Raw genomic sequence first — 12,736 nt, forward strand, 5'->3', positions numbered from 1 at the left:
GGCACCGCCGCCCGAGCCCGGGCACCGACGTCCGCGCGCCGGGCCGTCAGGCGAGCCGTCAGGCGAGCGGCACCTGCCAGGTCAGCAGCGCACCGCGCCCGCTCGGCGCGGCACCGAGGGTGAACGTGCCGCCGTGGCGCCGCGCCCGCGAGGCGAGGTTTCCCGTGCCGGAGCTGCGGTCGCGGACCGCGGGCAGACCGGCGCCGTCGTCCTCGACCTCCACCTCGACCGACCCGGTCGGGCCGCGCCCGCGCACGGCGACGCGCACCGCGACGGAGGACGCGTGGGCGTGCCGGGCGGCGTTCGCCAGCCCCTCGCGCACCACCGCCACGACGTCGTCCGTGAGGTCGGCGTCCAGCCGCTCGTCGAGCAGGTCCTCCGCCTCCCCGTCGCCGGGCGTCAGCGACGCGCCGTCGAGCGTGAGGACGAGCGACGGGGCGAAGCCCAGACCGGTGCGCGCGAGCGACGCCTCGCGCCGCAGCCGCTCGACGAGACCCGTCGCCGCGTCGGGGTCGCGCAGCGCGTGCACGATCTGACGGATCTGGCGCACGGAGCTGTCGACGTTGTCGAGCGCCGCCTCCACGATGTCCGTCAGCTCGGTCGCGTCGACGCCGCGCGCCGCGCGCCGGCGCACCGTCTCCAGCTGCATGCCCGTCGCGAACAGCTGCTGGATCGCCAGGTCGTGCAGGTCGCGCGCGATCCGCTCGCGCTCGTCGAGCAGGGCGGCGACGTCCTGCGCGTGCCGCGCCTCGGCCAGCACGTACGCGAGGGCGGCCTGCGACGCGAAGGACTCCGCCGTGGCCAGGTCGCTCTCGTCGAACGGGGTCGAGCCGATGCGGCGCAGCAGCACGAGCACGCCGACGCCGCGGCCGGAGGACTGCAGCGGCGCGTACATGGCGGGGCCGAACGCGCGCATCTGCTCGACCTTCACCGTGCGCGAGGCGCTCAGGGACGGCGTCAGCAGCCCCACGCCCTCCTCGAGGGCCGTCCACGCGCGGCCGTCGCGCGGCATCACGAGGCCGGTGAGCTCCTCGGCGCGGTAGCCGTCGGCGAGCTCGACGAACAGCTCGCCGCCGAGACCGGGCAGCGCGAGGGCGGCCGTGTCCGCGTTCGCGACCTGCCGCGCGGTGCGGGCGATGTGCGCGAGCGCGTCCTCCTCGTCCACGCCCTCGAGCAGCATCGTCGTGATGTCCTGCCCCGCGCGCAGCCAGTGCTCGCGGCGCTCGGCGTCGGCGTACAGCCGGGCGTTCGCGACCGCGACGCCGGCGGCCGCGGCGAGCGCGACGACCATCTCCTCGTCGTGCGCGTCGAAGGGGCCGCCCTCCTTCTCGGACAGGTACAGCTGCCCGTACACCTGCTCGCCGACCCGCACCGACGCCCCGAGGAACGAGCCCATCGGCGGGTGGTGCGCCGGCCAGCCGCGGAACGCGGGGTGCTGCGTGAGGTCGTCGAGGCGCAGCGCACCGTCCACGGGGATCTGCCCGAGCACGCCCTGCGCGTGCGGCGGGTGGTCGAGCATCCGGGCGACCGCGGTCGGCACACCGGTGTAGACGAACGTGGTGGACGCGCCGCCCTCGTCGAGGACGTTGATCGCGCCGTAGCGGGCCCGCGTGAGCTCCGCGCTCACCTGCACGAACCGGTCGAGCACCGCGGGCAGCTCGAGCTGGCCCGCGACGGCCAGGATCGCGTTGAGCAGGTCGGTCAGGGCGTCGCCGGTCAGGGGCGAGGGCACCGGCTCGACCTCGACCAGCTCGCCGCCCGCGAAGGGGGCCGCGGGGGGCGCGTCCCGGCCGGGCGCGTCCCGGGGCGGCTCGACGTGCCGCGCGCTCACGCCACGCCCCCGGACGCAGGGACGGGCTGGGTGGTCCGCTCGCTCCGCACCGCCTCACGGTAGCCGGGGACGTCCCGCAGGAGGCGCGCGTGCGTCCCGCGGGCCACCACGTGCCCGTCCTGCACCCACAGCACCTCGTCGGCGGCGGCGAGCGTCGCGAGCCGGTGCGTGACGACGAGCACGCCGCGCGCGTCCCCGCGGCGGGTCGGCGGCAGTTGCCACAGGCGGTCGAGCAGGGCGTCGGCGGTGGCGGTGTCGAGGTGCTCGGCCGGCTCGTCGACGAGCAGCAGCGGTGCGTCCGCGACGAGGGCGCGGGCGAGCAGCAGGCGCCGGCGCTCACCGCCCGAGACCGTGCGTCCGTCGGGCCCGAGGAGCGTGCCGAGCCCGTCCGGCAGGCCGGCGAGCCAGCCGCCCAGACCCGCCCGCTCGAGCGCGTCCGCCGCCTCGGCGGCGCTCACGTCGCCCCGGGCGACCCGCAGGTTCTCCAGCACGCTCGTGCCGAACAGGTGCGCGTCCTCGGTCGTGGCGACCGCGGCCGCGACGACACGGTCGCGGGGGAGCGCGGCGACGTCCTCGCCGTCGAGGCGGACGCTGCCCGCGACGGGCGGCAGGAGACCGGCGAGCGTGAGCAGGAGCGTCGTCTTGCCGGCGCCGCTCGGCCCCGCCACGGCGACGCGCCGCCCCGGCGCGAGGACGACGTCCACCGCGGTGAGCGCCGGCGGACGCCCGGGCCAGCCGCACGTCAGGTCCGTGGCGCGCAGCACCGGACCCGCGTCGGCGGTTTCGGCGTCCGCGGTGGTGCGCCCGGTCCGCGGTGTCGCCGCGGCACCGCCCGACGGGCCAGGGTCCGGACCGGCCGCGTCGAGGAGCGCCAGGACGCGGGCCGCGGCCGCGCGCGAGCGCTGCACCTGGACCGCGGCGGCCGGCAGCACCGACGTCGCCTCGAAGGCCGCGAGCGGGGTCAGCACGACGACCGCCAGCTCGACCGGCGCGAGCAGGCCCGCGCCCACCGCCGGGACGCCGGTGACGAGCGCGGCCACCACGGCGAGACCGACCGCGAGCTGCCCGAGGGCGGCGCCCAGCGCGGCGGGTCGCGCCCCGGCGTCCGCCGCCGCGGCGAGCCGGTGGTCCGCGTCGCGCAGGGCGCCCAGCTCGCGGTCCAGCCGCCCCGCCACCGTCAGCGGGCCGGCGTCCTCCAGCACGCCGAGCACGGTGGCCGTCATGTCGGCCCGCGCCCGCACCCCGCGCTCCTCGGCGCGGCGTGCGCCGGTGGCCGTCGCCCACGGCGCGACGACGCCCGCGAGGACGAGGCACACGGCGAGCGTGATCCCGGCCGGCGGCCAGAACAGCGCCATCGCGGCGCTGGCGCCGACGCCGAGCACGGCCGCGACCGCCGCGGGCAGCAGCCCGCGGACCACGACGTCGCCGACGGCGTCGACGTCCGCGCCGACGCGCGCGAGCAGGTCCCCGCGGCGCACCGCGAGGACCGCCTGCGGCCGTCCGGCCGCCAGTCGCGCGTACAGGGTCGTGCGCAGCGCGACCATGCCCCGCAGCGCGACGTCGTGCGACACCAGGCGCTCCAGGTAGCGCAGCAGCCCCCGCCCGATGCCGAACGTCCGCACGGCCACCGTCGCGACCGACAGCGTGAGCACGGGCGGCATCTGCGACGCGCGCGCGATGAGCCACGCGGAGACGGCGGCCAGCGCGACCGCGCACCCGAGGGCGAGGGTCCCGAGCAGCACGGCGAGCGCCACGCGGCGCGCGTCGACGTCCAGCAGCCGCACGGCGCGGCGCAGCGTGCCGCGTGGCGGCCGGGTCGCGGTGCCGGCGCGCGCGGGCGGGGTGCCGGGCCCCCGGCCCCGCGCCGACGCCGCCGGGTGCGCGCTCACGCCGCCCCCGCCGGGACCGCTGCGGGCGAGGGCGCCACGGTGACGACGTCGTCGGCGCGCGCCACGAGGGCCGGGCGGTGGGCCACGAGCAGCACCGCGCAGCCGCGTGCACGCAGCGCGTCGACGGTGTCGAGGACGACCCGCTCGCCGGCCGCGTCGAGGTGCGCTGTCGGCTCGTCGAGCACGACGACGGGGGTCGGGCGCAGCAGCGCGCGCGTGAGCGCCAGGCGCTGCCGCTGGCCGACGCTGAGCCCGCTGCCGCCCGCACCGAGCACCGTGCCCCAGCCGTCCGGCAGGCCCGCCACGACCGCGTCGAGGCCGGTGCGGGCCGCCGCCCGGTCGCGCTCGGCGGGGGCGGGCGACCCGAGCAGCGCGTCGAGGGTGCCGGGCTCGAGCACCGGGCGCTGCGGCAGCCAGGTGACCTGCCGCCGGTAGCTGCCGGGGTCCACGTCGGCCACGTCCACGGCCGCGCCGTCGGCGCCGACGAGCCGCACGGTCCCGGCGTCGGCGGGCAGCAGCCCCAGCAGCGCCTCGACCGTCGTCGTCTTGCCCGCGCCCGACGGCCCGACCAGGGCGACGGCACGCCCCGGCCGCAGGTCCAGGTCGACGTGCCGCGGCGCCCAGCCGCCGCGGGTGCGCACGCCGAGCCCGCGCACCTCGACCCGGCCGCGCGCGAGGTCCGGGGCCGGGCGCGTGCCCGGCTCGGGCAGCGGTGCGTCGAGGACGGCGAACGCGCGCTCGGCGGCGGCCACGCCGTCGGTCGACGCGTGGAACTGCGCGCCGACCTGCCGCAGCGGCGCGTACACCTCGGGGGCGAGCACCAGCACGGCGAGGCCGGTCACGAGGTCCATCCCGCCGTACACGAGCCGCAGGCCGACGCCGACGGCGACGACCGCGACGGACAGCGTCGTGAGCAGCTCCAGGACCATGCCCGACAGGAACGCGATGCGCAGCGTGCCCGTGGTGGCCCGTCGGTGCGCGTCGCCCAGGGCCCGGACCCGCACCTCGGGGCCGCGCTCGCGGCCGAACGCCCGCAGCGTCGGCAGCCCGGCGAGCAGGTCGAGCACCTGGGAGCCCAGGCGCTCCATGGTCGCCAGGCCGCGGGCGGACCGGCCCTGCGTCATGACGCCGACGAGCCACATGAACACCGGCACGAGCGGCAGCGTCCCGAGCAGCACCGCGAACGAGACCAGGTCCAGCCCGAGCACGACGAGCAGCGTCGCGGGAGTGAGGGTCGCCGCGAGGACGAGCTGCGGCAGGTACCGGACGAAGTACGGCTCGAGCGCCTCGAGGCCCCGCGTCGCGAGCGTGGCGAGCGCCGCGCCGTCCTCGCCCGTGCGCCGCGGTGCGCCGGCGGCGGCGTGCACGACCACGCGCTCGCGCAGCTCACCGACGGCGCGCGTCGCGGCCCGGTGCGCGTACCGCTCCTGCACGCCCGCGACGAGCGTGCGCGCCACGACGACGGCGAGCAGGCCGCCGACGAGCGGCGCGACGTCCGGCAGCGACGCGCCGTCCGCGACCGCCGAGCCCAGCGCGTGCGCCAGCAGCAGCGCCTGCGCCACCACGAGGGCGCCGGTCACCAGCCCCAGGGCGACGGTCAGGGCGAGGTAGCCGCGGGCCGAGCGCGCGTACCGCAGCAGGCGGGGGTCGAGCGGCTTCACGCCCGCCGGCCCGTCACGCCCGTCCTCATGCCCGTCCTCACGCCCGTCCTCATGCCCGCCTCACGACCGCGACGTGACGCGGGCGAACGTCAGGCCCGTCGCCTCGGGGATGTGCTCGAGGGTCAGACGCTTGCGGAACACCCAGTACGTCCACCCCTGGTACAGCAGCACGAGCGGCGTGAGGACCGCCGCGACCCACGTCATGACGGTGAGCGTGTAGTCCGTCGACGACGCGTTCTCGACCGTGAGCGAGTTCGCGGGGTCGAGCGCCGGCATCACGGCCGGGAACATCGAGCCGAAGATCAGCACCACGGCCGCGACGATCGCGACGGCCGAGGCGGTGAACGCGATCCCCTCGCGGCGCACGCGCGTCGCACGCACGACCGTCAGCAGGGCGACGGCGGCGACGAGGACCGCGGCCCACGTCCACGCCACCGAGTGGGCGACCTGCGCCCACAGCGCCCACACCCCGGCGGCGACGAGGGTGACGACCGAGCTGCGCTCCGCGAACGTCGCGGCGCGCTCGCGCATCTCGCCGTCGACCTTCATCGCGAGGAACACCGCGCCGTGGGTGAGGAACAGGCTGAGCGTGACGAGCCCGCCGAGCAGGGCGAACGGCGACAGCAGCGCGAGGAGGCCGCCGACGTACTGGTGGTCGGCGTCCAGCTCCACGCCGCGCACGAGGTTCGCGAACGCGACCCCCCACAGCAGCGACGGCACGAACGAGCCCACCATGAGCGCGCGGTCCGCCCACGCGCGCCAGCGGTCGTCGTCGATCTTGCCGCGCCACTCGAACGCGACGACGCGCACGATGAGCGCGAGCAGGATGAGGAACAGCGGCAGGTAGAACCCGGAGAACAGCGTGGCGTACCACTCGGGGAACGCCGCGAACGTCGCGCCGCCGGCGGTGAGCAGCCACACCTCGTTCCCGTCCCACACCGGCCCCACCGTGTTGATGAGCAGGCGCCGCTCCTTCTCGCGCCGCGCACGGTCGCCGCGGGGGAGGACGGCCAGCAGCATGCCGACGCCAAAGTCGAAGCCCTCGAGCACGAGGTACCCGGTCCACAGGACCGCGATGAGGAGGAACCAGATGACGGGGAGGTCCATGGCGGGTCTCCTCAGTAGGCGAAGGACAGCGGGCGGGCGGTGCCGTCGACGTCGTCGTCGGCGGGCGGGTTCGCGTCGGGGCTGGGGTCCCGCTCGGTGTCGGCGACGCCCTCGACGGCGTACCGCCGCATGAGCCGGAACCACACGACCATGAGCACGCCGTACAGCAGCGTGAAGCCGACCATCGAGAAGACGACCATGCCCGGGCTGACGACCTCGCTGACGCCGCGCGCGGTGAGCAGCCACACGCCGTCGACGCCCGAGGCGTCCGGGTTGGGGGCCACGACCCACGGCTGGCGGCCCATCTCGGTGAAGACCCAGCCGAAGGCGGACGCGAGGAAGGGGGTGGGGATCGCGGCGAGGCCCAGCGTCGCGAACCACGGCCGGTCGGTGACGGACCCCGAGCGCCGCAGCAGCCACAGCGCGGCGAGCGCGAGCGCCGCGGACCCGGCGCCGAGGCCGATCATGAGCCGGAAGGACCAGTACGTGACCGCGAGGTTCGGGTAGAAGCGGGTGTCCTCGTCGAAGGTCGGCGGGACGCCGTTCTCCTCCTCCCAGTCGCCGACCCACTGCGCGTAGTGCTCCTGCAGCTCCTCGACGCCGCGGATGGGGGCGCTGAAGTCGCCGGTCGCGAGGTAGGACGTGACGCCGGGCAGCTCGATGAGGTGCCGCACGCCCTCGCAGTCGTTCGTCAGGTCGCCGATCGCCAGGATCGAGAAGGGCGCCCCGTCCTGGGACTCGCACAGTCCCTCCGCGGCAGCCATCTTGGCGGGCTGCTGCTGGAACATGAGCTTGGCCTGCCAGTCGCCGCTGACGGCGACGCCGGCACCGGCGACCAGCATCGTGACGAGGCCGAGGACGACCGCGGGGCGGTAGACGTCCCGCGCCGTGTCCGCCTGGCCCGAGCGCACCAGCCGCACCATCCACCAGGCCGCGATGCCGGCGACGAACGTGCCGGCGGTGAGGAACGCCGCGGCGATGGTGTGCGGGAACGCGGCGAGCACCGTGGGGTTCGTCAGCACGGCGACGACGTCGGTCATCTCCGCGCGACCGGTCTCGAAGTTGAACGTCGTGCCCACGGGGTGCTGCATCCACGAGTTCGCGGCGAGGATGAAGAAGGCCGACAGGTTCGTCGCGATCGCGACCGCCCAGATGCACGCGAGGTGGATCCGCTTCGGCAGCTTGTCCCAGCCGAAGATCCACAGGCCGAGGAACGTCGACTCGACGAAGAACGCGGCGAGCGCCTCCATCGCGAGCGGCGCGCCGAACACGTCGCCGACGAACCGCGAGTACTCGGACCAGTTCATGCCGAACTGGAACTCCTGCACGATGCCCGTCGCGACGCCGATCGCGAAGTTGATGAGCAGGAGCTTGCCGAAGAACTTGGTCAGGCGCAGCCACCGCTCGTTGCCGGTGCGCACCCACGCGGTCTGCATGATCGCGACGAGGGGCGACAGGCCGATCGTCAGCGGCACGAACACGAAGTGGTAGACGGTCGTGATGCCGAACTGCCACCGGGCCAGGTCGAGGGCGTCCACTGCGGTCTCCGACGGTGCGAGGAGGGCGGCTCGGGCAAGGCGAGCGGGGCGGGGTCGGCCGCCTGGCTCGACCGTAGGAAGGGGGGTCCCGCGCCACGGGGGACCAAGGTCCCGAGTGCTGACACGACGTCGTCACGTCGGGGACGCGCCGCGGTGCGGGCGCAGCCCGGGCGTCGGCGCGTCGCTGTGCGATACTCGTCCCGGTCCTGGCGCCACACCGCCGGGGCCGACGGCCGCCGCACCGGCGGTCCGTGCAGCCTCACCGCCGCCCTCCTCGGCGCCGCTCCCACCCGGAGCCCCGAGACGGCCCGGCCGGCGATGGCGCCGGACACCGTGCGGCCGCCGCGACCGACGACTTCCGTCGCCGTACCGGCAGACCCGGACGAGCGACGACGACCGCCCGGGGGCGCACGACGTGTGGACGGGGCCTCCGGTACACAGGAGCACCGCGCGTGACCCCCGAGAACACCCCCGAGACCGCGACCGGACCCACGACGGGCGGGGGTGAGGCGACGCCCCGGCGCCGCCGCCGCGTCGTCCGCGACGTCGTGACCCCGCCGGCCGCCGAGCCGACCACCGAGGCCGCGAGCGAGCCGACCACCGTCGAGCCGGCCGCTGTGACGGCCGCGCCCGCCGCCGAGCCCGCGGCCGAGCCGACTTCCGAGGCCGCGACACCGCAGTCCGCCGCCGAGCCCGCCGCGGAGTCCACCGCAGGGCCCGCCGCAGCTCCTGCCCGGCCCCGCCGGTCGCGGCGCGTCACGCGCACCGTCGTCCTGCCCGACGCGGGGCAGGACGCGCCCGCGGACCCGACGCAGCCCTCCGACGCCCCGGCCGTCGCGCCCGAGGAGGAGCCGCCCGCGCAGGTGCCGGGCGAGGACGCCGAGGACGAGGCCGCCGAGGACGAGGCCGCGACCGCGGAGGCCGAAGGCCTCGAGGCCCCCGACGCCGAGCCGCAGGACGCCGCGGAGCAGCTGCAGGCCGCGGACGCCGGTCCGGCTCCCGCCGAGGAGCCGGCGCCCGCGAAGAAGCCGCGGCGCAGCCGCCGCCGCGCGGCGACCACGCCCGAGGCACCGGCCGAGGAGGCCGGCGCCCAGGCCCCGGTCGAGCCCGCGCCCGTCGAGCCCTCGCCCGCCGAGCCCGCGCCCGTCGAGTCCACCCCTGCCGAGCCCGCGTCCGAGGGCGCGGTCGACGCCCCCGCCCCGCGGACCGGCCGCCGCCGCGCCTCGCGCCGCGCCGCGTCCGTGGACGACGCGAGCATCGACACCGCCCTCGCCACGACCGCGGCGAGCGCCGCGCCGTCGACCGCCCGGACGACGACCGAGGACGCCACCGGGCAGCAGCTGGACGTGCTCGCCGAGCTCGGGCCCGTGCGCACGCCCCCGGCGCCCGAGGGGGGCACGCCGCCGCGGGCGCGGCTCGCGACGACGGCCGTGCTGTTCCAGGCGCCGGACCCGGCCTCGCGCCCCCGGCGCCGGCGCGCCCAGGTCGCCGCCGGCTCGCCCGAGGAGATCTCGCAGGCCGCGCACGCCGTGGCCGAGGACGAGGCCGCCGCCGAGCAGCCCGTCGTCGAGGAGCAGCCGACGACGCCCGCCGAGGAGGGTGAGGGCGGCAGCCGCTCGCGCCGCCGCGGACGGGGCGGTCGCGGCCGCACGCGCCGCACGGCCGACGAGGCCGCCGAGCCCGCCGAGGGCGCACCGGCGGACGACGACGCCGCCCCCGCCGAGGATGCGCCCGAGCCGGACGACGTCGCGGGCGTCGAGGACGGGCAGGACGCCGACGCGCGCGCCGACGAGGCCGACCAGGACGACGAGGGCACGCCCCGCCGTCGCCGCCGCCGGGGTGGCCGCGGCCGCCGCGGTCGCGCCGAGGGCGGTGCTGGCGACGGTGACGAGCCCGAGGGCGACACGGCCGACGAGGACGGCGAGGCCGAGCCCGACGAGGGCGCCGGCGACGACGCCGCCGGCGAGGACGAGGCGGGCGGCTCCAGCCGTCGTCGCCGTCGTCGTCGCCGCGGTGCGCGCGCGGAGGGCAGCGAGGAGCCGCGGCGCTCGCGGTCGTCCGGTGACGAGGTGACCGCGCTGCGCGGCTCGACGCGCCTGGAGGCCAAGCGCCAGCGCCGGCGCGAGGGCCGCGACGCGCTGCGCCGCCGCCAGATCATCACCGAGGCGGAGTTCCTCGCCCGGCGGGAGTCCGTCGAGCGCTCGATGATCGTGCGCGAGCGGCACGGCCGCACGCAGATCGGCGTGCTGGAGGACGGGGTGCTCGTCGAGCACTACGTGTCGAACCAGCAGCAGTCGTCGATGGTGGGCAACGTCTACCTCGGCCGCGTGCAGAACGTGCTCCCGAGCATGGAGGCCGCCTTCGTCGACGTCGGCAAGGGCCGCAACGCGGTGCTGTACGCCGGCGAGGTCAACTGGGACGCGGTCGGCCTGGAGGGCCAGCCGCGGCGCATCGAGCAGGCGCTGAAGTCGGGCGACTCGGTGCTCGTCCAGGTCACCAAGGACCCGATCGGCCACAAGGGCGCGCGGCTCACCAGCCAGATCACGCTCGCCGGCCGTTACCTCGTGTACGTGCCGGGCGGCGGCATGACCGGCATCAGCCGCAAGCTGCCCGACACCGAGCGCTCCCGGCTCAAGAAGATCCTGCGCGACCTCGTCCCCGACTCCGCCGGCGTCATCGTGCGCACGGCGGCCGAGGGGGCCAGCGAGGAGGAGCTGCGCGCCGACGTCGCCCGTCTGCAGGGGCAGTGGGAGGCCATCGAGAAGAAGGCCCGCACCGCCTCCGCGCCCGCGCTGCTGCAGGGTGAGCCCGACATGGCGATCCGGGTCGTGCGCGACATCTTCAACGACGACTTCTCGTCCCTCGTCGTCCAGGGCGACGACGCGTGGACGACGATCTCGACCTACGTCGGGGAGCTCGCGCCGGACCTCGCCGCCAAGGTCACCAAGTGGACCGGCACGCAGGACGTGTTCTCGGTGCACCGCGTCGACGAGCAGCTCGCCAAGGGCATGGACCGCAAGGTCTGGCTGCCCTCGGGCGGGTCGCTCGTCATCGACCGCACCGAGGCGATGACGGTCATCGACGTCAACACCGGCAAGTTCACGGGTGCCGGCGGCACGCTGGAGGAGACGGTGACGCGCAACAACCTCGAGGCGGCGGAGGAGATCGTCCGCCAGCTGAGGCTGCGCGACATCGGCGGCATCATCGTCATCGACTTCATCGACATGGTGCTCGAGTCCAACCGCGACCTCGTGCTGCGCCGTCTCGTCGAGTGCCTGGGCCGCGACCGCACCAAGCACCAGGTCGCCGAGGTGACGTCGCTGGGCCTGGTCCAGATGACGCGCAAGCGCGTCGGCCAGGGGCTGGTCGAGGCGTTCAGCGAGACGTGCGAGCACTGCCACGGGCGCGGCTTCGTCGTGCACGCGGACCCGGTCGAGAAGAACGGGCGGCCGGACGCGGGCGCGCCGCAGGCCGCCGAGGGCGAGTCCAAGCGGTCGCGGCGCAAGCGCGGCAACGGCGGTGGCGCGGCGGAGCCCGCGCCGGCACCCGCGCCGGCGGTGCCGGTCCTGCCCGAGGCCCGCGAGGCCGTCAAGGCGACCCTCGCGACGATCGCCGCGGCCGCGGCGCACGCCCACGAGCACGAGCACGAGCACGAGCACGAGCACAAGGACGACGCCGGGCGCACGCCGCCCGTGGGGGCGACGCACGAGGCCGCGGCCGACGAGGCGACGGCCGACGTGGTCGTCGTCGAGGAGTCGACGGTGTCGGTGACGACGGACGTCGTCGTCGAGGCGCGGGTCCCCGCGGCCGACGACGCCGCGTCGAACGCCGGCGCCGGGGGCGACGCCACCGGCGCGCAGCCGACGCTCGACGTGCTCGCCGAGCTCGCGGCCGCCGGGGTTGCGCCGGCCGGTGGCGCCCAGGGGGAGCGGCCGACGTCGCGACCCCCGCGGGCGACGCAGGGCCGGGGGACGTCGCCCCGGCGGGGGAGGACACGTCCGCGCCCGCTGCGGACGAGGCCCCCCTCGAGCTGCACGCGGTCGCGCCCGAGGTCTTCGAGGTGGCCGACGACGACGAGCCGGGCGACGAGCCGGGTGCGGCGGACGCCGACGAGCCCGGGGACGGGGACGCCTGACGCGGTCCGCGTCACGTCCGGGCCCGTTTGACCCGGCGGAGCGGGTTCCGTACCCTAGAACGTCGGTGCGCCGCGTGCGCACCGGTGTCCGACGGCCCCGAGGCCGCGTCACCGGTGCCGGTGCACGCGCCGTCGTCCGCCGACGCGAACCCCCGAGGCCCTGTGGCCGGGTGGTGCGCGGGCACCGGCGGGGGCGAGGCACCGTACGAGCAGTACCGAAGGTCCGACGAGCAGAGATGAGCAGCAACGTGGTGTACGCGATCGTGAAGGCCGGCGGCCGCCAGGAGAAGGTCGCCGTGGGCGACGTCGTCGTCGTCGACCGCCTCTCCGCGGAGACGGGGTCGACGGTCCAGCTGCCGGCGCTCCTGCTCGTCGACGGCGAGAAGGTCACGACCGACGCCGCGGCCCTGGCCGCGGTGACGGTGACGGCGGAGGTCGTCCGGGACGAGAAGGGCCCGAAGATCGACATCCTCAAGTACAAGAACAAGACCGGCTACCGCAAGCGCCAGGGTCACCGCCAGAAGCTGACCCGCCTGAAGGTCACCGGCATCCAGTGAGCGGGGCCGCGCGAGCGG

The 12,736-nt window shown here is 76.8% G+C and carries 7 protein-coding genes; 2 read left to right on the forward strand and 5 right to left on the reverse strand.

Annotated elements, in window-relative coordinates:
• Positions 1–58: 58 nt before the first annotated feature.
• From GC089_RS06410 to GC089_RS06430, 5 genes are all read right to left on the reverse strand, one after another.
• Positions 59–1,831, reverse strand: a complete 1,773-nt coding sequence (locus tag GC089_RS06410; protein ID WP_155376926.1) for a GAF domain-containing protein — start codon at positions 1,829–1,831, stop codon at positions 59–61.
• Positions 1,828–3,615, reverse strand: a complete 1,788-nt coding sequence (gene cydC, locus GC089_RS06415; RefSeq protein WP_230685109.1) for a thiol reductant ABC exporter subunit CydC — start codon at positions 3,613–3,615, stop codon at positions 1,828–1,830. The genes GC089_RS06410 and cydC overlap by 4 nt, the downstream gene beginning before the upstream one ends.
• Positions 3,616–3,716: 101 nt before the next feature.
• A complete protein-coding gene (gene cydD, locus GC089_RS06420; protein WP_155376928.1) occupies positions 3,717–5,381 on the reverse strand; it encodes a thiol reductant ABC exporter subunit CydD in 1,665 nt (554 codons plus the stop codon).
• A 60-nt stretch (positions 5,382–5,441) separates the two neighbouring features.
• On the reverse strand, positions 5,442–6,488 hold the full coding sequence (gene cydB, locus GC089_RS06425; RefSeq protein WP_155376929.1) for a cytochrome d ubiquinol oxidase subunit II: 1,047 nt from the start codon (positions 6,486–6,488) through the stop codon (positions 5,442–5,444).
• Between the two features lie 11 nt (positions 6,489–6,499).
• The gene (locus tag GC089_RS06430; protein ID WP_155376930.1) at positions 6,500–8,026 is read right to left on the reverse strand and encodes a cytochrome ubiquinol oxidase subunit I; all 1,527 of its coding nucleotides are present in this window, start codon (positions 8,024–8,026) and stop codon (positions 6,500–6,502) included.
• Positions 8,027–8,478: 452 nt separating this feature from the next.
• On the opposite strand from GC089_RS06430, the gene GC089_RS06435 reads away from it, so the two are divergent.
• On the forward strand, positions 8,479–12,192 hold the full coding sequence (locus GC089_RS06435; protein ID WP_230685110.1) for an Rne/Rng family ribonuclease: 3,714 nt from the start codon (positions 8,479–8,481) through the stop codon (positions 12,190–12,192).
• A gap of 217 nt (positions 12,193–12,409) precedes the next feature.
• Complete coding sequence (rplU, locus tag GC089_RS06440; protein ID WP_230685207.1) at positions 12,410–12,718, forward strand: 50S ribosomal protein L21; 309 nt, start codon at positions 12,410–12,412, stop codon at positions 12,716–12,718.
• The last annotated feature ends 18 nt before the right edge of the window (positions 12,719–12,736 follow it).

The organism is Cellulomonas sp. JZ18, from assembly GCF_009720485.1.
Lineage (GTDB): Bacteria > Actinomycetota > Actinomycetes > Actinomycetales > Cellulomonadaceae > Cellulomonas.